General features: G+C 54.1%; 22 protein-coding genes and 1 pseudogene. 12 read left to right on the top strand and 11 right to left on the bottom strand.

All coding sequences use genetic code 11. The annotated features are described in order from the left end of the window. Positions 1–147: 147 nt before the first annotated feature. Genes purB through rluE form a run of 5 tightly spaced genes read right to left on the bottom strand, consistent with a single transcriptional unit; the run spans position 148 to position 4,513 of the window. Positions 148–1,518, bottom strand: a complete 1,371-nt coding sequence (gene purB, locus ABLV78_RS15380; RefSeq protein ID WP_045393751.1) for an adenylosuccinate lyase — start codon at positions 1,516–1,518, stop codon at positions 148–150. Positions 1,519–1,521: 3 nt separating this feature from the next. After that, positions 1,522–2,163, bottom strand: a complete 642-nt coding sequence (gene hflD, locus ABLV78_RS15375; RefSeq protein ID WP_015367144.1) for a high frequency lysogenization protein HflD — start codon at positions 2,161–2,163, stop codon at positions 1,522–1,524. A 56-nt stretch (positions 2,164–2,219) separates the two neighbouring features. Beyond that, positions 2,220–3,326 carry a tRNA 2-thiouridine(34) synthase MnmA gene (gene mnmA / locus ABLV78_RS15370; RefSeq protein WP_045393753.1) on the bottom strand — a complete coding sequence of 369 codons (1,107 nt, stop codon included), beginning with the start codon at positions 3,324–3,326 and terminating at the stop codon, positions 2,220–2,222. A 56-nt stretch (positions 3,327–3,382) separates the two neighbouring features. After that, positions 3,383–3,841 carry an NUDIX hydrolase gene (locus ABLV78_RS15365; protein ID WP_047046823.1) on the bottom strand — a complete coding sequence of 153 codons (459 nt, stop codon included), beginning with the start codon at positions 3,839–3,841 and terminating at the stop codon, positions 3,383–3,385. Positions 3,842–3,862: 21 nt separating this feature from the next. Next, the gene (rluE, locus tag ABLV78_RS15360; protein ID WP_045393759.1) at positions 3,863–4,513 is read right to left on the bottom strand and encodes a 23S rRNA pseudouridine(2457) synthase RluE; all 651 of its coding nucleotides are present in this window, start codon (positions 4,511–4,513) and stop codon (positions 3,863–3,865) included. 239 nt (positions 4,514–4,752) lie between these two features. Between rluE and icd the strand changes: the two genes are divergently transcribed. The 3 genes from icd to yajD all read left to right on the top strand — a co-directional run bounded on the left by icd (position 4,753) and on the right by yajD (position 6,979). Further along, a complete protein-coding gene (icd, locus tag ABLV78_RS15355) occupies positions 4,753–6,003 on the top strand; it encodes an NADP-dependent isocitrate dehydrogenase (protein ID WP_015705065.1) in 1,251 nt (416 codons plus the stop codon). 194 nt (positions 6,004–6,197) lie between these two features. Further along, the gene (locus ABLV78_RS15350; protein WP_047046967.1) at positions 6,198–6,497 is read left to right on the top strand and encodes a hypothetical protein; all 300 of its coding nucleotides are present in this window, start codon (positions 6,198–6,200) and stop codon (positions 6,495–6,497) included. Between the two features lie 134 nt (positions 6,498–6,631). Next, on the top strand, positions 6,632–6,979 hold the full coding sequence (gene yajD, locus ABLV78_RS15345; protein WP_015367133.1) for an HNH nuclease YajD: 348 nt from the start codon (positions 6,632–6,634) through the stop codon (positions 6,977–6,979). 34 nt (positions 6,980–7,013) lie between these two features. Here yajD and ABLV78_RS15340 read toward each other — a convergent pair whose 3' ends face one another. From ABLV78_RS15340 to ABLV78_RS15325, 4 genes are all read right to left on the bottom strand, one after another. Continuing rightward, positions 7,014–7,973 (bottom strand): YbgA family protein, encoded by a 960-nt coding sequence (locus ABLV78_RS15340; RefSeq protein WP_047046820.1) that lies wholly within the window; start codon positions 7,971–7,973, stop codon positions 7,014–7,016. 150 nt (positions 7,974–8,123) lie between these two features. Continuing rightward, positions 8,124–8,852, bottom strand: a complete 729-nt coding sequence (locus ABLV78_RS15335) for a MerR family transcriptional regulator (RefSeq protein ID WP_047046819.1) — start codon at positions 8,850–8,852, stop codon at positions 8,124–8,126. Between the two features lie 88 nt (positions 8,853–8,940). Beyond that, the gene (gene tolA / locus ABLV78_RS15330) at positions 8,941–9,345 is read right to left on the bottom strand and encodes a cell envelope integrity protein TolA (protein ID WP_047046818.1); all 405 of its coding nucleotides are present in this window, start codon (positions 9,343–9,345) and stop codon (positions 8,941–8,943) included. A gap of 117 nt (positions 9,346–9,462) precedes the next feature. Beyond that, on the bottom strand, positions 9,463–9,822 hold the full coding sequence (locus ABLV78_RS15325) for a helix-turn-helix domain-containing protein (protein ID WP_045393772.1): 360 nt from the start codon (positions 9,820–9,822) through the stop codon (positions 9,463–9,465). 332 nt (positions 9,823–10,154) lie between these two features. Here ABLV78_RS15325 and oqxA point away from each other — a divergent pair, with 332 nt between their 5' ends. Then, positions 10,155–11,330: a multidrug efflux RND transporter periplasmic adaptor subunit OqxA gene (oqxA, locus tag ABLV78_RS15320; RefSeq protein ID WP_047046812.1), complete on the top strand. Its 1,176-nt coding sequence runs from the start codon at positions 10,155–10,157 to the stop codon at positions 11,328–11,330. 23 nt (positions 11,331–11,353) lie between these two features. Beyond that, positions 11,354–14,506, top strand: coding sequence for a multidrug efflux RND transporter permease subunit OqxB (gene oqxB / locus ABLV78_RS15315; RefSeq protein WP_045393776.1), 3,153 nt, complete (start codon positions 11,354–11,356; stop codon positions 14,504–14,506). Positions 14,507–14,570: 64 nt separating this feature from the next. Here oqxB and oqxR read toward each other — a convergent pair whose 3' ends face one another. Beyond that, entirely contained in the window at positions 14,571–15,050 is a 480-nt protein-coding gene (oqxR, locus tag ABLV78_RS15310; RefSeq protein ID WP_045393779.1) for an efflux pump transcriptional repressor OqxR, read from the bottom strand. Positions 15,051–15,154: 104 nt separating this feature from the next. Then, on the bottom strand, positions 15,155–16,048 hold the full coding sequence (locus tag ABLV78_RS15305) for an oxidoreductase (RefSeq protein ID WP_512170552.1): 894 nt from the start codon (positions 16,046–16,048) through the stop codon (positions 15,155–15,157). A 168-nt stretch (positions 16,049–16,216) separates the two neighbouring features. On the opposite strand from ABLV78_RS15305, the gene ABLV78_RS15300 reads away from it, so the two are divergent. The 7 genes and pseudogenes from ABLV78_RS15300 to ABLV78_RS15270 form a co-directional block, all read left to right on the top strand. After that, positions 16,217–16,699: a cold-shock protein gene (locus ABLV78_RS15300; protein WP_045375123.1), complete on the top strand. Its 483-nt coding sequence runs from the start codon at positions 16,217–16,219 to the stop codon at positions 16,697–16,699. 50 nt (positions 16,700–16,749) lie between these two features. Then, entirely contained in the window at positions 16,750–17,289 is a 540-nt protein-coding gene (locus ABLV78_RS15295) for a DUF2058 domain-containing protein (RefSeq protein ID WP_047046807.1), read from the top strand. Positions 17,290–17,588: 299 nt separating this feature from the next. Further along, positions 17,589–17,846, top strand: a complete 258-nt coding sequence (locus tag ABLV78_RS15290; protein ID WP_015705074.1) for a YjhX family toxin — start codon at positions 17,589–17,591, stop codon at positions 17,844–17,846. Positions 17,847–17,856: 10 nt separating this feature from the next. Next, positions 17,857–18,615 (top strand): SAM-dependent methyltransferase, encoded by a 759-nt coding sequence (locus tag ABLV78_RS15285; RefSeq protein WP_072251516.1) that lies wholly within the window; start codon positions 17,857–17,859, stop codon positions 18,613–18,615. 154 nt (positions 18,616–18,769) lie between these two features. Beyond that, complete coding sequence (locus tag ABLV78_RS15280; protein WP_045393782.1) at positions 18,770–19,795, top strand: LLM class flavin-dependent oxidoreductase; 1,026 nt, start codon at positions 18,770–18,772, stop codon at positions 19,793–19,795. 160 nt (positions 19,796–19,955) lie between these two features. After that, positions 19,956–20,519, top strand: a complete 564-nt coding sequence (locus ABLV78_RS15275; RefSeq protein ID WP_045393784.1) for a YagU family protein — start codon at positions 19,956–19,958, stop codon at positions 20,517–20,519. 397 nt (positions 20,520–20,916) lie between these two features. Further along, positions 20,917–21,199: pseudogene (locus tag ABLV78_RS15270) on the top strand (Arm DNA-binding domain-containing protein); the annotation flags it as partial. Between the last annotated feature and the right edge of the window lie 31 nt (positions 21,200–21,230).

Below are 21,230 nucleotides of genomic sequence, written 5' to 3'. Positions count from 1 at the left end.
TCGATTTGAATAGTTTAACGCGATTATGTGGCGCTGGGGGTAAACATTATTTAAACCAGGCGGGAGAGAGATTTTTTTGCGTGGAAAGTGGAGGGTTGCCAGGTAGCATGTGCGAAGAGATTGCCCATGCTACCTGAGGCAGGCTGGTTACTTCAGCTCGTCGACCATGGTGATCGCGCGGCCGATGTAGTTAGCCGGGGTCATCGCCTTCAGGCGGATTTTTTCTGCTTCTGGCAGCGGCAGGCCGTCGATGAACTGCTGCATACCTTCGGCGTCAACGCGCTTACCGCGGGTCAGCTCTTTCAGCTTCTCGTACGGCTTTTCGATACCGTAGCGGCGCATCACCGTCTGGATCGGCTCAGCCAGCACTTCCCAGTTGTGATCCAGTTCGTCCAGCAGACGATCCTGGTTCAGCTCCAGTTTGCTCACGCCTTTCAGGGTGGATTGGTACGCGATCAGCGCATAGCCGATGCCCACGCCGAGGTTACGCAGCACGGTGGAGTCGGTCAGGTCGCGCTGCCAGCGAGAAACCGGGAGCTTGCTGGCCAGGTGCTGCATCACGGCGTTCGCCAGGCCCAGATTGCCTTCGGAGTTTTCGAAGTCAATCGGGTTCACTTTATGCGGCATGGTTGAAGAGCCGATTTCACCCGCGATGGTTTTCTGTTTGAAGTGGTTGAGCGCGATGTAGCCCCACACATCGCGATCGAAATCGATCAGGATGGTATTGAAGCGCGCGATGCAATCAAACAGTTCGGCGATGTAGTCGTGCGGTTCAATCTGGGTGGTGTACGGGTTCCACTGAATACCCAGTGAGGTAACGAACTCTTCGCTGAACTGATGCCAGTCAACTTCCGGATAGGCGGCGATGTGGGCGTTGTAGTTACCGACCGCGCCGTTGATTTTACCGAGGATTTCCACCTGGTTCAGCTGACGGTACTGGCGCTCCATACGATAGGCGACGTTAGCCATCTCTTTGCCCATGGTGGACGGGGTCGCCGGTTGACCGTGGGTACGAGAAAGCAGCGGCACGTCACGGTATTGGGTCGCCAAATCTTTAATCGCGTCAATCAGTTTACGCCAGTACGGCAGCACCACTTCGTCACGTGCGGTTTTCAGCATCAGCGCGTGCGACAGGTTGTTGATGTCTTCAGAAGTACAGGCGAAGTGAATGAATTCTGACACCGCGTGCAGCTCGGCGATATCGGCGACTTTTTCCTTGAGGAAATATTCTACCGCTTTCACGTCGTGGTTAGTGGTGCGTTCGATGGTTTTGATACGCTCCGCGTCCTCTACGCTGAAGTCGGCAACGATTTTATCAAGGAAACCGTTTGCGTCGGCAGCAAAAGCAGGAACTTCCTTGATCGCTGCGTGCGCGGCCAGTTTTTGCAGCCAGCGGACTTCTACCTGTACACGGAATTTCAGCAAACCGAATTCGCTGAAGATACCGCGCAGCGCGCTGACTTTATCGCCGTAGCGGCCGTCTACGGGGGAAACGGCGGTCAGTGAGGATAATTCCATAAATCATAACTCCGGGGTTAAATGAGCAAGAATTTGTTTTGCCTGGTTAACCAGACGATTGCGAGAAAACATGAGCTGCAGACGTCCGCCGCCAACCTGATGCCAGAGCACGGCGGAACGAATGCCGGCGAGCAGGGTAGAGCGTACCTTCGCCTGAACCTGCGGGCTTTGCAGCACGGCAGGAGAACCGGTGACCTGAATGCGCGGCCCCAACGGGCTGATGACGTCAACGTAAATGCCAGCCATCGCGCTGAGCAGCGTTTCAGATTGTAGATCAAAATGTTCCAACTGACGGCGCAGGCCGCCGATGCGGTTGCCGAGAGTATCCATCGCCCCTTTGCTGGCGGCGAGTTTACGTTCCAGCACCATCAGGCTCAATGTGTATCGGGTGAGTTCCGCGTTGAGGCCCTGACGGCTGCTGGTATTCAGCACGCCGAGCAGAGTCTCAAGCCCGAGACGAAGATTGGCTTCACTACCACCGAATACCGCCAACGTTGAATCCGGGTCGAGATCGATGATGCTGTTCAGCGAAACGTGCAGGGCGTCGCTGTCGCAATGCCCCTGATGCGCCAGTTGCTGAACCAGCCGCGCTGCCTGGCATACGCCCGCCAACGCCAGAGTGATGTCATAATAATTCTTCGCCACGCTTACTCCTTGTAACCCGCCGGGCGTTAATCAGGCGTCCGGCGGAAAATGGTCGATCAGGATACCAGCGGCAGGCGCTGTTCGATAATTCCGCCGCCGAGGCACACTTCGCCGCTATAGAATACAGCCGACTGTCCCGGCGTCACGGCGGCGACGGGTTCATCAAAGATAACTTCGATGCGGTCGTCATCCAGCGCCTTCACGGTGCAGGGGATGTCGGTCTGGCGGTAGCGGGTTTTTACCGTACAGCGAAGGGTGCCCTGCAGCGGCTGACGATCGACCCAGTGTAACTGCTGGGCAATCAGGCCGACGGACATCAGACGCGGGTGATCGTGACCCTGGGCGACAATCAGCACGTTGTTTTCCACGTCTTTATCGACCACGTACCATGGATCTTCGCTACCTTCTTTGGTGCCGCCGATGCCGAGCCCTTTACGCTGTCCGAGGGTGTGATACATCAGCCCCTGGTGTTCGCCTATCTCATCGCCATCGACGGTGATGATTTTGCCCGGCTGCGCAGGCAGATAGCGGCCCAGGAAGTCGCGGAATTTACGCTCGCCGATAAAGCAGATGCCGGTAGAGTCTTTTTTCTTCGCAGTGATCAGATCCAGTTCTTCGGCGATTTTGCGCACCTGCGGCTTTTCCAGCTCACCGACCGGGAACAAGCTTTGCGCGATTTGTTCGTGGCTGAGAGTGTAGAGGAAATAGCTCTGGTCTTTATTGCCGTCGAGCCCGCGCAGCAGTTGGCTTTTGCCGTTGACATCGGCGCGGCGCACGTAGTGACCGGTGGCGATGTAGTCAGCGCCGAGATCCTCTGCGGCGAACTCAAGGAAGGCTTTGAATTTGATCTCTTTGTTGCACAGGATATCCGGGTTCGGCGTACGGCCGGCTTTATACTCTTCGAGGAACAGCTCAAAGACGTTATCCCAGTATTCTGCGGCAAAGTTGACGGTATGCAGTTCAATACCGAGCTTATCGCAGACGGCTTGCGCGTCGGCGAGGTCGGCAGCGGCGGTGCAGTATTCCTCACCGTCGTCTTCCTCCCAGTTCTTCATGAACAGGCCTTCCACCTTATACCCTTGCTGTTGCAGAAGGTAGGCGGAAACAGAGGAATCGACGCCGCCGGACATGCCGACGATCACTTTTTTTGGACTTTCTGACATTGGAATACTCACCACATTGAACTTCAAGGCGGCGTATTCTAGCACGCGCTAACCGTTCAGGCACCCCCTGTGAACGGCCAGTTAAATTCCGCAATCAGCGACAGCGGATGCCGCGGATCCTGCTGATAGCTGCGAATGCTTTCCGCCACCAGCGGCGAACGCAGGTTTTTCGCGTTAAGAATTTCCTCAGCACCGAGCCACAGACAGCGATCGATGTCGCTGTCGTGCGGTTCAGTAGCGCACGTATCGTTAAGCTCAATGGCAAACAGGAAGCGCAGGAACGGCGTGTTATCCGGGGCCTGCCACTGGTGCATGCGGATGAAGTGCTGCGGCGCGGCGCGAATACCGGTCTCCTCCCACAGTTCGCGCTCGGCGGCTTGCGTCAGGGTCTCATTGGCTTCGAGATGACCGGCTGGCTGGTTCCATAGCGCTTTGCCGTTAATTGTCTCTTCAACAATCAGGAATTTGCCTTTGGCGTGAACCACGCAGGCGACGGTGACGTGCGGTTTAAACATCGAGCTTCCTTATGAATGCTGTTATTCGGTTTGACGCCACTCGCCGTTGGCTAAACCATCAAGCGTATAGCCGCCCATGGCGTAGCGAATCAGCCTTAGCGTCGGAAAACCGACGTGGGCGGTCATCCGGCGAACCTGACGGTTGCGTCCCTCATAGAGGGTGATTTTTAGCCAGCGAGTGGGAATCGATTTACGCTCGCGAATCGGCGGATTGCGCGGCCAAAGCCAGGCGGGTTCATCCACCAGCTCCACGCCGGCGGGTAGGGTGGGTCCATCGTTTAGCGTCACTCCGTCGCGCAGCGCGCGGATCGCTTCTTCTGTAGGTTCGCCTTCCACCTGAACGTAGTAAATTTTGCCGGTGCGCTTACCGGGCTGGGTCAGTTTTGCCTGTAGCGCGCCGTCGTTGGTCAGCACCAGCAGACCTTCGCTGTCGCGGTCAAGACGACCGGCGGCGTAAACACCGGCGACAGGAATAAAATCCTTCAGCGTGCTGCGCCCGGACTCGTCGGTAAATTGCGGCAACACATCGTAGGGTTTATTGAACAAGATCACAGTTTTAAGCTGGCGTTCTTTACGTTGTCTGGTCACTTGTTGTGTGCTGAATCGCTCAACGCGATGTTTTCTAAATGAAGTTTTCTGCATGGTATTTTCAGGCTCTCTCAATTGCCGCATTATAGCCTAATTACGAATGCCTTTCATGGACGCAAACATTCAGGTAGTATTGACATGCTCATTACAAATTATTAACAAAAAATTGCTCAAACCGATTCGCAATACAGGCAGGAAGGCAACACGGACGCGAATCTCCGGTTAGCGGGGCGACCCGGTACTCAGGAGTAGGCCGACTAAGCCAACACCAGGCTCGCGTGAAGAGGGAAGAGCAGAACCAGAAGCGCTCGAAGGAGAGGTTAATGGAAAGCAAAGTAGTAGTTCCGGCGGAAGGTCAGAAAATCACCCTGCAAAACGGCAAACTGAACGTCCCTCATAACCCGATTATCCCGTTCATTGAAGGCGACGGTATCGGTGTCGACGTTACCCCAGCGATGCTGAAAGTGGTTGATGCCGCCGTTGAGAAAGCCTATAAAGGCGAGCGTAAAATTTCCTGGATGGAAGTTTACACCGGTGAAAAATCTACCCACGTTTACGGCCAGGATGTCTGGCTGCCTGCTGAAACCCTCGATCTGATTCGTGATTACCGCGTTGCTATTAAAGGTCCTCTGACGACGCCAGTTGGCGGCGGCATCCGTTCTCTGAACGTGGCGCTGCGTCAGGAGCTGGATCTCTACGTTTGCCTGCGTCCGGTACGTTACTATCAGGGTACCCCGAGCCCGGTTAAACACCCGGAACTGACCGATATGGTTATCTTCCGCGAAAACTCCGAAGATATTTATGCGGGTATCGAGTGGAAAGCAGATTCTGCCGAAGCTGACAAAGTTATCAAATTCCTGCGCGATGAGATGGGCGTGAAGAAAATTCGCTTCCCGGAACATTGCGGTATCGGCATCAAGCCGTGCTCTGAAGAAGGTACCAAACGCCTGGTACGCGCCGCTATCGAATACGCGATCACCAACGATCGTGATTCCGTGACCCTGGTGCACAAAGGCAACATCATGAAGTTCACCGAAGGCGCGTTCAAAGACTGGGGTTACCAGCTGGCTCGCGAAGAGTTCGGCGGTGAGCTGATCGACGGCGGCCCGTGGGTGAAAATCAAGAACCCGAACACCGGCAAAGAGATCGTGGTTAAAGACGTGATCGCCGATGCGTTCCTGCAGCAAATCCTGCTGCGTCCGGCTGAATACGATGTTATCGCCTGTATGAACCTGAACGGCGACTACATTTCTGACGCCCTGGCGGCGCAGGTTGGCGGTATCGGTATCGCGCCGGGCGCCAACATCGGCGACGAGTGCGCGCTGTTCGAAGCCACCCACGGTACTGCGCCGAAGTATGCCGGCCAGGACAAAGTGAACCCAGGTTCCATCATCCTGTCCGCAGAAATGATGCTGCGCCACATGCAGTGGTTTGAAGCCGCAGACCTGATCGTTAAAGGCATGGAAGGCGCCATCGCCGCCAAGACCGTGACCTATGACTTCGAACGTCTGATGGAAGGCGCTAAGCTGCTGAAATGCTCTGAGTTCGGCGACGCGATCATCAAAAACATGTAATCCAGCTTTCTGGATTAATGCGAAACGGGAGCCCAGGGCTCCCGTTTTTATTTGCTGTGTACCGGGTTATCCATAATTAAATAACAGTGAGCTATTCATGTTCGCTGCCGCTTGCTACGGTAATTCATCAATTGGCTTTATTGATTGCCATATTTTACCTGGTTATTCAGGTTATTATTATTAGAGGTGATATTATGAGAAAGATTATTTTGACCCTGGTATTAGCATCAGCAAGTATTTCTGCGTTTGCGGGTTATCATCCGGTCGCAAGGACCGCAGCCGTAGCCTCGGCCGATCATCCGGTGGCGGTAGCGGCGGCAACCAGCGATAACGGCAACCATCCGGTGGCGCGCACCGCGGCTGTCGCTTCGGCAGACCATCCGGTGGCGGTGGCGGCGGCAACCAGCGATAACGGTCGCCACCCAGTTGCGCGTACCACGGTTGTCGCTTCAGCGGATCATCCGATAGCGGCGGCGACAGTCACCAGCCATTAATAATCGTCTTCCCGGCGCCACGCCGGGATTTAGCTACCGCTCACGTCTGCGCATCGATTTCCTTTCCTGCTCCGTTTTACGCTATATTGGCGCTATTATCGTAAATTATCTCTTTATCACAGGTAATACCTACCATGGCTTTGATCCCCAAAAACTATGCCCGCCTGGAAAGTGGCTATCGCGAGAAGGCGCTTAAAATTTATCCATGGGTCTGCGGACGCTGCTCGCGCGAGTTTGTCTACTCCAACCTGCGTGAACTGACGGTACATCACATCGATCACGATCATACCAATAACCCGGAAGATGGCAGCAACTGGGAGCTATTGTGCCTCTATTGTCACGATCACGAGCACTCCAAGTATACCGAGGCCGATCAGTACGGCACCAGAGTGGTGGCCGGTGAAGATGCGCAAAAGGATGTCGGTGAAGCCACCTACAATCCTTTTGCTGATTTAAAAGCCATGATGAATAAGAAGAAGTAGTCACGCTTCGTCGTAATAGAGCACAGCCTGGCTGCTAATTGACGCCCAGGCGCAGGGCTAAATCCTGCGGGTAGGGATCAAAATAGTTTTGCGCCTGCAGATAGCGGTCGGGATACTCGGCCAGGTAGTGCTTAAGCAGCGTCAGGGGCGCCAGAATAGGGAGCAGCCCCGCGCGATAATCCAGTATTACGTCACGCAGTTCGCCGCGCTGACGGCTATTCAACCTTTCGCGGAAATAGCCCTGAATGTGCATCAGCACGTTGGTATGGTTTTTCCTGGAGGCGGTGTTTTTCAGGATCGCCATCAGCTTATCGCGGTAGGCGACGAAAAAGGCATCCAGGTCTTGCCATTGATGCATTGAGGCGACGAAAGGGCCGATTTCGCGATATCCGGCCTGATGATGCGCCAGCAGCTGCAGTTTATAGCGGCTATGAAAATCCAGTAACCCCCGACGGGTCAGGCCATTGGCCCGCAGCGTATTCAGTTCATGCAGGGCGAAAAGACGCTCGACAAAATTCTCTCTTAGCTGCGGGTCATGCAGTCGTCCATCCTCTTCTACCGGTAACCAGGGATAGGCGTCCATCAACGCGCGGGTAAACAGGCCGGTTCCTTCTTTGCGCCCGCGGTTGCCTTTTTCATCATACAGGCGCACACGTTCCATGCCGCAGCTCGGTGATTTGGCGCAGACGATAAAGCCAGCTACTTCGCCGAGCCCAGGCAGGTAACCGGCGGTAAAGTCCGCCATTTTGCGCGTGACATCGTCGTGCGGTTCGCTGCTAAAACGCATCTGAATATCACCTGCACCGGTCTGCACCAGGCGCAGGGCCGGACGAGGGGAACTCAGACCGATGGCCATTTCCGGACAAATGGGTTTGAAGGTTACCCACGGCGCCAGTTCATCCATCGCAAATGGCAATCGTTTATGTCCGCCATCAAAGCGCACGGACGAGCCGGTTAAACAGCCGCTGATGCCAATCACAGGTTGCTTATTCATGGCGTTCTCCTCGCTTTGTTCTCACTGTTTGGGTCGTCCCGCAAAAACGGTTAGCCCGATATATTAAACTTACACAATCACGAATTTTTGTCCAAGTTTTTGGCGCGATTTTTTAGCGGAGAACATGGCGCAGGGGAGCAAAGCTATTTTTTACAGGGAGATAACGTCCAGAGAGACAACGTGCTGGCGCCAGAGGTCTATCTGTCTCTGGCGTGCGGCGGTGAGCTGGCCCGTGGTCACCAGCAACCAGTGGCGTTGAGGAAATATTTCCGGGGCCAGCGCGGTGGACGGCATCGGCAGCACATCAATGCGATGAGCTTGTCCGGTACGTATGAGCGCTTCCAGCCAGATTTCACATGGGTCGCTCAGGTGCCAGCCGGTAATCAGATAGTTATCGCCCGGCGCGCGTTTATCGCCTTCAAGACAAAAAGAGGTGTAGGAGATGATAATGCCGTCGAGGATCTCACGCAGGGTCTGCATCGCCGGCACATTAGCCGATACTTTACTGCGTAACGGGCGCAATACGTTGGTAACCAGCTCAGGGCGGGGATTTTCCCGACCGGCGTCGTAGATCAGCTGGCGTAGGGATTCGATTTTTCCCTCTTTCAGCCGCTGCAGCATGTTGTCCTGCAGGACAAGCCAGTTATTGCCTGGGCCGCCGTCAGGGCGGGTCAACAGCGGTTTGACCTGGCTTACGGGAACCCCTTTTTTTACCCAGTCGAGAATTTTCAGCGCCAGCTGGACATCGTTATCGTTATAGAGGCGGTGGCCTCCATCGGTGCGCTCGGGTTTAAGCAGGCCGTACCGGCGTTGCCAGGCCCGCAGCGTGGTCGCATTGATGCCGCAAAGACGGGAAAATTCGCCGATGGAGTAAGACATTGCAATTACCTGATAACCGAGACTGCTTCTAATATACTACGGATGACGGCCGGTTGAATGCCGTATTGCTGGTAATAAAGCGCTGGTCTTATGCTTTAAAATCAATACTGGTATTTTTAAACGTCTGATAAGCGTCATCATCCGGCGCGGCAGGAATGTCAGCTTGCTTAAATGCTGATATCACCGCATGACACAGTTGTTCATCACCTTTTTCCGCACTGATGGAACTCACGGCGCCATCACGCTGCAGCGACAAACGAACCCGACAGCTTTGCCCGGAATATTCCGCGGAATCAGGCATTTTTGCCTTGATGGCGGTCATTATCTGCCGGGCGTAGGTAACCCGACTCGATGGTTTCGACGAAGGGGGGCTGGCGAACAGATCGTCTACTTCAGTGGCGCTCGCTGCCGCGTGCGACGTGGGCTGAGGATGATGACAGCCTGCCAGCAGTAAAGGGAACAATAACAACACCACCGGTGATTTGTTCAGCATGGTAACGCGTCCTTGTTTGTTTGGTATGGACCAATCATAACGGTAGGTCCAACGCCCTGATAGCTGCTAAACATAGGTGCTTCTACCGTTCGCTCACCGATTCCCTGAGGACGATTATCACGACGGTAAGCGCAGTGGTGGCGTTTGGGAGCCGGAGACGCTTCGTCGCCAGGCGCCGGGCGCCTGACCATACTGGCGTTTGAAGCTGCGGTTAAAGGATTGCTGGGAGTCGAAACCCAGTGCGATTGCCACGTTTAAAATGGGCTCGTCGCTGTTGGCTAAGCGTTCGACCGACCTTTGCAGCTTATGCATGCGAATATACTCAGCGAGAGGGTAACCGGTGTGCTCCTTGAAGATCCGCTGCAGGTGCCATTTCGAATAGCCCGCTCGCCTGGCAACGGTCTCAATATCCAGACGGCTCTCGAGATTGTTGTCGATCCAATCCAGTAGGTCGTGAATAACCGCAGCAGTGTTCATTTTGTTGCCCCCATGCAGAAAATAAAAGTACCTTTTACAATTGCATTTAAAGGTGGCCCGTTTGGGGATTAATTGCAAGTTTTATTGTTGCATTTAATGCCGTGTCGGGAATAGGCCTTTTTTTCGACCTAAGAATAGCACATAAAGTGCAACAATTATTCTTGCACTTAGTTAAGCGCCTTCCTACAATCGCCGCGATAGTGTATTCGCAACTGTTACAGTTTTGTGGCGATGAACGACACAAATGGCCTCAAGCCTGCCCGGACAAAGGAAGTGGCGCGGCGTCTCCCGCAGCGTCTTGTCCGGCGGCGATAATTACCGGAATAAAAATAATGAGCCTGCAAAAAACCTGGGGAAAACGTCATCTGACAGCAGTAGGTATGGTGCTACTCTCGGCGCTGCTCGTCGGCTGCGATGAAGGCGTCGCGCAAAACGCCGCGCCGCAAGCTCCCGCCGTCAGCGCCGCTGACGTGGTGGTGAAATCTATTAGCCAGTGGGATAGTTTTAATGGTCGGATTGAAGCGGTGGAAAGCGTGCAGCTACGACCACGCGTCTCTGGCTATATTGATAAAGTGAATTACACCGACGGTCAGGAGGTGAAGAAGGGGGAGGTGTTATTCACCATTGACGATCGAACCTATCGTGCCGCGCTGGAACAGGCGCAGGCGAATCTGGCAAGAGCCAAAACACAAGCTAACCTGGCGCGCAGTGAAGCAAACCGCACCGATAAATTAATCAATACCAATCTGGTTTCCCGTGAAGAGTGGGAGCAGCGCCGCTCCGCCGCCGTTCAGGCGCAAGCGGATATTCGCGCCGCCCAGGCGGCGGTTGATGCCGCGCAGCTTAATCTGGATTTCACCAAAGTGACCGCGCCCATCGACGGCCGTGCCAGCCGCGCGTTGATCACCAGCGGTAATCTGGTCACCGCTGGCGATACCGCCAGCGTGCTCACCACGCTGGTGTCGCAAAAAACGGTTTATGTCTACTTTGACGTGGATGAGTCGACCTATCTTCACTACCAAAATCTTGCCCGTAGCGGGCAAGGGGCCTCCAGCAGTCACCAGGCATTACCGGTTGAGATCGGCCTTGTGGGCGAAGAGGGCTACCCTCATCAGGGTAAAGTGGATTTTCTGGATAATCAGTTAACGCCGAGCACCGGTACGATCCGCATGCGCGCGCTGCTGGACAATTCGCAGCGTCTGTTCACGCCAGGGCTCTTTGCCCGCGTCCGCTTGCCGGGCAGCGCTGAATTCAAAGCCACGCTTATCGACGACAAAGCGGTACTGACCGATCAGGACCGTAAATATGTCTATATCGTTGATAAAGAAGGAAAAGCTCAGCGTCGTGATATTACGCCAGGGCGGCTGGCTGCCGGTTTACGTATCGTCAAACAGGGGCTAAACCCAGGCGACAAAGTTATCGTCGATGGCTTACAAAAAGTGTTTATGCCGGGAATGCCGGTTAACGCGAAGACCGTCGCCATGACCACCAGCGCCGCACTTAACTGATCCCTTTTCTGAGAATCCGATCTATGGACTTTTCCCGTTTTTTTATCGACAGACCGATTTTTGCCGCCGTGCTGTCGATTTTGATTTTTATTACCGGCTTGATCGCCATTCCGCTATTGCCGGTCAGCGAATATCCTGACGTCGTACCGCCCAGCGTGCAGGTGCGGGCGGAATATCCCGGCGCCAACCCGAAAGTGATTGCGGAGACCGTGGCGACGCCATTGGAAGAAGCCATCAACGGCGTCGAAAATATGATGTACATGAAATCCGTCGCAGGCTCTGACGGCGTACTGGTAACTACCGTCACTTTCCGTCCGGGAACCGACCCCGATCAGGCGCAGGTTCAGGTGCAAAACCGGGTATCACAGGCCGAGGCGCGTCTGCCGGAAGATGTGCGGCGTTTAGGTATCACCACCCAGAAGCAATCGCCAACGCTGACGCTGGTGGTGCATCTGTTTTCGCCCGGCGGTAAGTACGATTCCCTGTATATGCGTAACTACGCCACGTTGAAAGTCAAAGATGAACTCGCGCGTCTGCCCGGCGTCGGCCAGATCCAGATATTTGGCTCGGGCGAATATGCGATGCGCATCTGGCTGGATCCCAATAAGGTTGCGGCGCGCGGGTTAACCGCATCGGATGTGGTGACGGCGATGCAGGAGCAAAACGTGCAGGTTTCCGCCGGTCAGCTGGGCGCCGAGCCGCTGCCGAAAGAGAGCGATTTTTTGATCTCTATTAACGCTCAGGGGCGTCTGCATACGGAAGACGAGTTTGGCAATATTATTCTGAAAACGGCGCAAGACGGTTCGCTGGTGCGCCTGCGCGACGTGGCGCGTATCGAAATGGGCTCGGGTAGTTATGCGTTACGTTCCCAGCTTAACAATAAAGATGCGGTGGGGATTGGTATTTTCCAGTCGCCGGGGGCGAATGCTATCGATTTGTCTAACGCCGTACGCGCGAAAATGAACGAACTCTCCACCCGTTTCCCGGAAGATATGAAATGGGCGGCGCCTTACGATCCGACCGTGTTTGTGCGCGATTCCATTCGTGCGGTGGTGCAAACACTGTTGGAAGCGGTGGTGTTGGTGGTGCTGGTGGTGATTTTGTTCCTGCAGACGTGGCGTGCGTCGATTATTCCGCTGATCGCGGTGCCGGTATCGGTGGTGGGCACCTTCAGCATTCTTTATCTGCTGGGCTTTTCGCTGAATACCCTCAGTCTGTTCGGGCTGGTACTGGCGATCGGTATCGTCGTGGATGATGCCATCGTGGTGGTGGAAAACGTCGAACGAAACATCGAAGAGGGGCTGGCTCCGCTAGCGGCGGCGCACCAGGCGATGCGCGAAGTCTCCGGGCCGATTATCGCTATCGCGCTGGTGTTGTGCGCGGTATTTGTGCCGATGGCATTCCTCTCCGGAGTGACGGGGCAGTTTTACAAGCAGTTTGCGGTGACGATTGCGATATCGACGGTGATCTCCGCCATCAACTCGCTGACGCTCTCGCCGGCGCTGGCGGCGCTGCTGTTAAAACCGCACGGCGCGGCGAAAGACTTCCCGACCCGGCTTATCGATCGCTTGTTCGGCTGGATTTTCCGTCCGTTTAACCGTTTTTTCCATCGTAGCTCAAATGGCTATCAGGGGCTGGTGGGCAAAACGCTCGGCCGACGCGGCGCGGTGTTTGTGGTCTACGTCCTGCTGCTCTGCGCCGCTGGCGTGATGTTTAAAGTCGTACCCGGCGGGTTTATTCCGACGCAGGATAAACTGTATTTAATTGGCGGCGTGAAAATGCCGGAAGGTTCTTCGCTTGCGCGTACCGACGCCGTGATTCGTAAAATGAGCGAAATCGGGATGAATACCGAAGGCGTAGATTATGCGGTCGCTTTTCCCGGTCTTAATGCGCTGCAGTTCACCAATACGCCGAATACCGGTACGGTCTTTTTTGGTCTGAAACCGTTCGACCAGCGTAAACACACCGCTGCGGAAATTAACGCCGAGATTAACGCCAAAATCGCGCAAATTCAGCAGGGCTTTGGTTTCTCGATTCTGCCGCCGCCGATTTTAGGACTGGGTCAGGGTTCCGGCTATTCGTTGTATATTCAGGATCGCGCCGGTCTGGGTTATGGCGCGTTGCAAAACGCGGTGAACGCGATGTCGGGTTCAATTATGCAGACGCCGGGAATGCATTTCCCGATCTCTACCTACCAGGCGAACGTGCCGCAGTTGGATGTGCAGGTCGATCGTGATAAAGCGAAAGCGCAGGGCGTGTCGTTGACCGACCTTTTCGGTACGCTGCAAACCTATCTGGGGTCATCGTATGTGAATGACTTTAACCAGTTTGGGCGTACCTGGCGCGTAATGGCGCAGGCCGATGGGCCGTTCCGCGACAGCGTGGAAGATATTGCTAATTTACGCACCCGCAATAATCAGGGCGAAATGGTGCCGATTGGCAGTATGGTGAATATTAATACCACCTACGGGCCGGATCCGGTGATTCGCTACAATGGCTATCCGGCGGCGGATTTGATTGGCGATGCCGATCCCCGCGTGCTCTCGTCCACGCAGGCGATGACGCAGCTGGCAGACATGTCTAAGCAGATACTGCCGAACGGCATGAATATTGAGTGGACGGATCTCAGCTTCCAGCAGGCTACGCAGGGCAATACGGCGCTGATCGTCTTCCCGGTCGCGGTTCTGCTGGCGTTCCTGGTGCTGGCGGCGCTGTATGAAAGCTGGACGCTACCGCTGGCGGTGATCCTTATCGTCCCGATGACCATGCTCTCCGCGCTGTTTGGCGTCTGGCTGACCGGTGGCGACAATAACGTATTTGTGCAGGTGGGGCTGGTGGTGCTGATGGGGCTGGCGTGTAAAAACGCGATTCTGATTGTCGAGTTCGCCCGCGAACTGGAAATTCAGGGGAAAGGGATCATGGAAGCGGCGCTGGAAGCCTGTCGCCTGCGTTTACGCCCGATTATCATGACCTCGATTGCCTTTATTGCCGGGACGATCCCGCTGATTCTTGGCCACGGCGCGGGGGCGGAAGTGCGCGGCGTCACCGGGATCACGGTGTTCTCCGGTATGCTCGGCGTGACGCTGTTTGGTTTGTTCCTGACGCCGGTGTTTTACGTGACGCTGCGAAAACTGGTGACGCGTGGCAAACAGGCAAGGGACGTCTTGCCCGCGTAGGTCGCTGCTAATAACAAAAAACCGCCTTTTCGTTTAAGGCGGTTTTTTTTCGCAACAAGAAAAGTTAATGCGCTTCTTTATAGCGGGCAGTCAGCTCAGGCAGCGGATCGCAGCCGCTGGTATCGGCTTTTTTGACCTCTTCCAGGGCGCTTGCCACGGTGTGGCGAGCTAACACCGCGAGCGACGCCTGCTCGGCTTCATCGGCTACGGACTTAAAGTACCAGCAGGCGTTGGCGCTGACCACGCAGCGAGCCGGGACCTCAGGGCGGGACGCCCACAGTTTTTTATCTTCAATAACGGAAAGATAGATATCACGCAGCGTGATTTGGTCGGCAGGGCGGCCAAGATGAATAGAGCCGTTGCGGCCAAGCGTGGAGACGATGATGCCGTCGCGGGTGAGCGGAACCATGAGTTTACGGATAAAGCTCGGGTTGGCTTCCAGGCCGTAGGCCAGAATCGCGCTCGTCGAACGTTCACCCAATTGCTCCGCCATCGCTACGCTGAGAACCATCTGCAAAGCTGTCGGGAAGCGGTAATCTAACATTTTCTTATCCTGGGTTGCGGTGAATCTTGTTCTTTTTGGCACCGCAGAGGTAAATAATCAGTGAGTAACACTATAACAAATACGGTAATTTTTTTGAAGCAATCTTAGCCAGGTCCCTCGCTTGCGGCCGCCAGCAGAGGCACGACGACATCGCTGATGGGGGTGGCAACGCCCAACCTTCGGCCATAGCGTTGGATGACGCCGTTGCGGATGTCCCATTCCAGCGGACGATTAGCCTGACGGTCGGCAAGTATCGAGGTGCTTAAATCCGCCGGCGCCTGATGAAACCCATTAACAATTTCCTGCGGCACGCTATCGGCGAGTTTCGCCCCTGCGGCGCGCGCCACCGCCAGACACTCGTGCAAATAGGCCAGCGCCAGCCCGGTGATGTCCTGGCGCGAAAACATCCCGGCGCGGCGATTCGCCAGCACCATCAGGCCAGCGACGGCATTTTGCAGCAGTTTCCGCCACGCGACCGATGTGAAATCTGCCGTCAACTCAACCGCGCAACGGGTTCCGTCGAGAACCTCGACTATTTTCTTCGCTTGCGGCGTATCGGGTAGCGTCAGGCGCAGTTTGGCGCGTAACCATACCGACGCATCCGCCTCTCGTTGTGCCGGAAACCAGACAACTGAAGGCAACACCTTTGCGCCGTTAACATAGGGGTCAAGCAGGCTTTCCTGTTCAACGCCGTTCTGTAGCGCGCAGACCACCGTGTTTTCATCGCACAGCGCGTTAAGCCAGCCCGCGCAATCCGCTACCTGGGTGGTTTTCACCGCCACAAATAGCAGCTCAACCGGGCGTTCCAGCGTATGCGGATCGGTCAATACCGGCCCAGGAATGATCGTTTCGCCGTCATCCCGGCGTAAAATCAACCGCTGATGCGCGGTGCGCCCGCAGAGCACCGGTTTGCGGCCCGCTTCATGCAGTACGGCGGCAATGGTCGTGCCGATAGCGCCAGGACCTAGCAACGCGACTGAGGCAAGATTAGACATCATGCATTCTCCTGATTGAACCGTACTCATTAATGAATCAAATTTTCGGCAAAAGCTAGGATCAATTGTCGATATCGGGCAACACTTAGAGCAAAGGCATGGTCTACGCTGGCATTGTGCTTTAAACTGCGCGCAGCAAAATTGAGTAGATAAACGATTAATCAGGCGGTAATGGCGATGAACGGTACGATCACAACGTGGTTTAAAGATAAAGGTTTCGGATTTATCAAAGATGAAAATGGCGATAACCGCTATTTTCACGTGATTAAGGTTGCCAATCCGGATCTGATTAAGAAAGACGCGGCGGTCACGTTTGAACCCACGACCAATAATAAAGGTTTATCGGCTTACGCGGTGAAAGTCATCCCGGAAAGCAAACATCTGTATATTGCCGGTGAGCGCCTGAAGCTGACCTCAATTAAGTCTTACCTGGTCTACAGTGAGGAAGTGCCGGCCGATACGCGTATCGACAAGGAAAATGCGGTGCTCTCCGTGGGACTGCTGATGAACAGCATCAAGCCGAAAGCGAGCGTGAAGCCGGGCGAAATGCGCACGCTGAAAAAGCTGGCGATCACTACCTTTCAGGGCACGACGCTCATCTTCTCTGAAGATGAAATCGACATCGACGCCACGGTGAAGCTCCTTAAAGTCTGACCCTGATTTACCTTATCCGAAGCAGAATTCCAACGATTGTAGAAACGACGATGACAAAACTTACCTTACAAGAACAGATGCTGAAAGCGGGTCTGGTCACCAGTAAAAAGATGGCTAAGGTTCAGAGAACGGCGAAAAAGTCACGTGTTCAGGCGCGTGAAGCCCGCGAGGCCGTGGAAGAAAACAAAAAAGCCCAGCTTGAGCGCGACAAGCAGCTCAGCGAACAGCAAAAGCAAGCGGCTTTAGCAAAAGAGTATAAAGCGCAGGTTAAGCAACTGATCGAAATGAACCGAATCACGATTGCGAAAGGCCATATCGCTTTTAACTTTACGGATAATAATCTCATCAAAAACATTGATGTGGATAAAATCACCCAGGCGCAGCTCATTAGCGGCCGTCTGGCGATTGCCCGCCTTGCTGTTGATAATAACGGTAAATATGAATACGCGATTATTCCCGCCAGCGTGGCGGATAAAATCGCCCAGCGCGACGCCGAAAGTATTGTGTTGAACAGCGCCCTGAGCCAGGAAGCCGAGGACGAAGACGATCCGTATGCTGACTTTAAAGTACCTGATGATTTGATGTGGTAATCAGGGCCAGTAGGCTGATGCTATTTATTGTGCGCCTATCGTCATGGGGCGGGGGCGCAATTTCAGATATCGATCACAATTTTCCCGTTTATAAATATCCTTTCTGTCACTGGATGTTATCATCCGGCTGGTAAATACCTTTCAACTCTACCGAGGCTTTGATGCTGGAGAATGTAATCATCTGATAATCAGTTTGCCGACCTTTCAGGCCGGGCTGGTTATCAATGCGCTGAAATCGAATGCGGGCACCGCTGCGTGTTTGCACGTTTTGCACATGATGATTAAACAGGTTTTCCAGTATGAATTTATCCCGTCAGGAACAACGTACCTTACACGTTCTCGCGAAAGGCGGACGTATTGCGCACATTCGCGACACCTCAGGCCGCGTCATCGCCGTAGAGTGCTATAGCCGCGAAGGCCTACTGCTCAGCGACTGTACGCTCGCCGTCTTCAAAAAACTCCGCACTAAAAAACTGATTAAATCCGTTAACGGCCAGCCGTACCGCATCAACACCAGCGGGCTGAATAACGTTCGCGCCCAGCCGGATAACCGCTAAGGAGAGTGATATGACCACAACTATCGATATCCCACGTATCTTTACCATCAGCGAAAGTGAACATCGTATCCATAACCCCTTCACGGCGGAAAAATATGCCACGCTTGGCCGCGTACTTCGCCTGCAGGCGGGGGCGCAAATTCTCGACCTTGGCAGCGGTTCTGGTGAAATGCTCTGCACCTGGGCGCGGGACCATGCTATCGGTGGTCTGGGCATTGATATGAGCCCATTGTTTACCGCCCAGGCTAAACAACGCGCCGAAGCGCTTGGCGTCAGCGATCGCGTCACTTTTATCCATAGCGATGCGGCAGGTTACGTCGCCGAACGGCAATACGATGTGGCGGCCTGTATTGGCGCGACGTGGATCGCCGGCGGCGTCGCCGGAACCGTGGCGCAGTTAGCCCGCAGCCTTAAGCCTGGCGGTATGCTACTTATCGGGGAGCCCTGGTGGCGTAAGGTCCCCGCGACAGAAGAAGAAGCGCGTGCCTGCGGTGTTTCTGCGGTGGCTGATTTGTTGCCGCTTCCGGCGCTGGTCACCTCTTTTGGCGAACTGGGCTATGACATCGTTGAAATGGTGCTGGCTGACCGCGAGGGGTGGGACCGTTATGAAGCCGCTAAATGGCTGACCATGCGCCGTTGGCTGCAGGCCCACCCCGAGGATGAATTTGCGTTTGAGGCCCGTGCGCAGCTCAAAGCCGCGCCGCTTCGCCATGTTACCTATACCCGGGAATATTTTGGCTGGGGCGTATTTGCGCTAATGCAGAAATAGCGATCGTTATATTTGGTCAATTTATTTGAACTATTCTGTTAAATAAACGCCATTTATACATTTTGGCTAAGGGGTAGAGTAGGAGAACTACATGCAGACGCGGAATCGTATCTCCGCGTCTGCTGAATGTTTTGCCAAATCAGGGGCTATCCTCATGAAAAAGATCGGATTTTTGTCATTTGGCCACTGGACGCCATCGCCGCAGTCGGCGACCCGTTCTGCTGCCGACACGCTCTTACAATCCATCGATCTGGCCGTTGCCGCCGAAGAGTTAGGCGCGGATGGCGCCTATTTTCGGGTTCACCATTTTGCCCGTCAGCTCAGTTCACCGTTCCCGCTGCTGGCCGCTATCGGCGCGAAAACTAAAAAGATTGAGATTGGCACCGGCGTTATCGATATGCGCTATGAAAACCCGCTATATATGGCGGAGGATGCTGGCGCTGCGGATTTGATCTCGGGAGGGCGTTTGCAGCTTGGCATCAGCCGCGGTTCACCGGAACAGGTGATTGATGGCTGGCGTCATTTTGGTTTTCAACCACAGGATGGCGAGTCCGACGCTGACATGGCGCGGCGCCATACTGAGGTGCTGTTGGACGTGCTGCGCGGCGAAGGTTTCGCGAAACCCAATCCGCAACCCATGTTTCCCAACCCGCCGGGATTGCTACGTCTTGAGCCGTACTCCGCCGGATTACGCGAACGTATCTGGTGGGGCGCGGGCTCTAATGCTACGGCGATGTGGGCGGCGAAGCTCGGCATGAACTTGCAAAGCTCGACGCTGAAAGATGATGAGACGGGCGAACCATTCCATATCCAACAGGCGAAACAGATCCGCGCCTATCGTCAGGCCTGGACGGAAGCGGGGCACACGCGTACGCCGCGGGTATCGGTCAGTCGAAGTATCTTTGCCCTGATGGACGATCGCGACCGGATGTATTTCGGCTCCAGCCGGGATAACAGCGACAGTATTGGTTTTCTTGATGAGAAAACCCGCGCTATTTTCGGCCGCAGCTATGCCGCTGAACCCGATAAGCTCGTCGAGCAACTGAAACAGGATGAAGCGATCGCGGAAGCCGATACCTTATTGCTGACCGTGCCGAATCAGCTGGGCGTGGATTATAACGTTCATGTGATTGAGTCTATTCTGAAGCACGTTGCGCCGGCAATGGGATGGCGTGATTAAAAGAATGCCTCGCGGGGCATTAATTGATGCTCCGCGATGATATAAAAGTATTAGCTTTGTTTATCTTTTGAACAAAAAGTGTGATCTTGATCAAGCCATGCCCGCGCAGACTTAAAGAATATTGCAATGCTGTAACAATATTATTCATGGCGAGGGATTTATGGCAATTAAGGATTTTTTTGTACAGACTGCACCTGGTCGGCGTCGCTATGGCGTCGCCTTATTGGTTGGGGTTATTGCCGGAATTATGTCGGCATTCGTTAAGTGGGGGGCGGAAGTGCCTCTGCCGCCGCGAACATTTTCCGGCGGGCGTGATGAATTCAACCCTCCTTATCTCTTTCTACGCGACTATCTTGGTATTGACCCAACGCATACCGTTTACACCTTTTCTGAGCATATCATCAACCCGGTGATGGTCACGCATATCATCTTCTCGTTGGTGTTTGCGATTGGCTATTGCGTGGTGGCGGAGATATTCCCAAAAGTTAAATTATGGCAGGGCGTGTGGGCCGGCATTGTCGCCACCATTGCGGTTCACTGGATATCTTTCCCGCTATTAGGACTTACGCCGTCGTTATTCAATATTCCGGCTGATGAATATATTTCCGAACTGCTTGGCCATATTTTTTGGTTCTGGGCAATTGAGATGATTCGTCGCGATCTGCGTAACCGAATCACCCATGAGCCTGACGCAGAAATTCCTTTAGATGCGCCGTTCAGATAATTTAAAGCCTCGCGAGTGATAAAACTCGCGAGGCTTTAAAATGAAAAATCCGCGCCGGGGCGCGGATTTTATCGGCAGGAATTAGACGTTGAACCGTGATTTAACAGTTATCTTATTGATATAAATGTTTTATTTTATTCATATTTTTGTATGTACTTATCATTGTACTCATTTTGGAGTTTGCTCGCATTAGTAACGCGAAGGCCGTAGGTTCGACTCCTATTATCGACACCATTTCAAACGCTTCTCAAGTCTATCGAAATCAACACAAAGCCCGTATACAGTGGTTTATGGCCTGTGTCTTATCTCCTGTTATCAACTGGACTTAACCGGAATCAAGTCGCAGTTGGGGGTATAAATGGGGGCATTATGTGTTCGGTCCAGGGAGATGCCCCCAATGAAGCTTAATGCGTGACAGGTAGACACTGCTAAACCCAGAGAGAAAGCCTACAAGTGGGTAGACGGTGCTGGTTTGTATATTGAAGTCGTTTCCTCTGGTTCCAAGTACTGGCGGATGAAATATTGCTTCAATGGAAAAGAGAAGCGTATGGCTTTTGGTGTTTACATCTTTTGCCAAGAAAGAAGAAAAACTGGTTCGCGATGTGCAGCTCAACAACACGCTTCAGGCTGTGGCGCTTGAATGGCACGGAACAAAGGTGAGCCAATGGGTAGAAGGCTATGGTGGTTTACATATTATGGGACTGGAGTTTA

The organism is Klebsiella sp. CN_Kp075 (genome assembly GCF_040065055.2).
Classification (GTDB): Bacteria; Pseudomonadota; Gammaproteobacteria; order Enterobacterales; family Enterobacteriaceae; genus Klebsiella; species Klebsiella aerogenes.
This window is presented reverse-complemented; position numbering and strand designations above follow the sequence as displayed.

Coding starts and splice junctions, on each gene's coding strand:
- mnmA (WP_045393753.1), bottom strand. CDS start 3,326: ATGTCAGAAAGTCCAAAAAAAGTGATCGTCGGCATGTCCGGCGGCGTC.
- oqxR (WP_045393779.1), bottom strand. CDS start 15,050: ATGTTAGATTACCGCTTCCCGACAGCTTTGCAGATGGTTCTCAGCGTA.
- tolA (WP_047046818.1), bottom strand. CDS start 9,345: ATGCTGAACAAATCACCGGTGGTGTTGTTATTGTTCCCTTTACTGCTG.
- ABLV78_RS15290 (WP_015705074.1), top strand. CDS start 17,589: ATGAATTTATCCCGTCAGGAACAACGTACCTTACACGTTCTCGCGAAA.
- ABLV78_RS15275 (WP_045393784.1), top strand. CDS start 19,956: ATGGCAATTAAGGATTTTTTTGTACAGACTGCACCTGGTCGGCGTCGC.
- ABLV78_RS15335 (WP_047046819.1), bottom strand. CDS start 8,852: ATGTCTTACTCCATCGGCGAATTTTCCCGTCTTTGCGGCATCAATGCG.
- oqxB (WP_045393776.1), top strand. CDS start 11,354: ATGGACTTTTCCCGTTTTTTTATCGACAGACCGATTTTTGCCGCCGTG.
- purB (WP_045393751.1), bottom strand. CDS start 1,518: ATGGAATTATCCTCACTGACCGCCGTTTCCCCCGTAGACGGCCGCTAC.
- rluE (WP_045393759.1), bottom strand. CDS start 4,513: ATGCGGCAATTGAGAGAGCCTGAAAATACCATGCAGAAAACTTCATTT.
- yajD (WP_015367133.1), top strand. CDS start 6,632: ATGGCTTTGATCCCCAAAAACTATGCCCGCCTGGAAAGTGGCTATCGC.
- ABLV78_RS15365 (WP_047046823.1), bottom strand. CDS start 3,841: ATGTTTAAACCGCACGTCACCGTCGCCTGCGTGGTTCACGCCAAAGGC.
- ABLV78_RS15305 (WP_512170552.1), bottom strand. CDS start 16,048: ATGATGTCTAATCTTGCCTCAGTCGCGTTGCTAGGTCCTGGCGCTATC.
- ABLV78_RS15300 (WP_045375123.1), top strand. CDS start 16,217: ATGGCGATGAACGGTACGATCACAACGTGGTTTAAAGATAAAGGTTTC.
- ABLV78_RS15285 (WP_072251516.1), top strand. CDS start 17,857: ATGACCACAACTATCGATATCCCACGTATCTTTACCATCAGCGAAAGT.
- icd (WP_015705065.1), top strand. CDS start 4,753: ATGGAAAGCAAAGTAGTAGTTCCGGCGGAAGGTCAGAAAATCACCCTG.
- ABLV78_RS15295 (WP_047046807.1), top strand. CDS start 16,750: ATGACAAAACTTACCTTACAAGAACAGATGCTGAAAGCGGGTCTGGTC.
- ABLV78_RS15340 (WP_047046820.1), bottom strand. CDS start 7,973: ATGAATAAGCAACCTGTGATTGGCATCAGCGGCTGTTTAACCGGCTCG.
- ABLV78_RS15280 (WP_045393782.1), top strand. CDS start 18,770: ATGAAAAAGATCGGATTTTTGTCATTTGGCCACTGGACGCCATCGCCG.
- ABLV78_RS15325 (WP_045393772.1), bottom strand. CDS start 9,822: ATGAACACTGCTGCGGTTATTCACGACCTACTGGATTGGATCGACAAC.
- oqxA (WP_047046812.1), top strand. CDS start 10,155: ATGAGCCTGCAAAAAACCTGGGGAAAACGTCATCTGACAGCAGTAGGT.
- ABLV78_RS15350 (WP_047046967.1), top strand. CDS start 6,198: ATGAGAAAGATTATTTTGACCCTGGTATTAGCATCAGCAAGTATTTCT.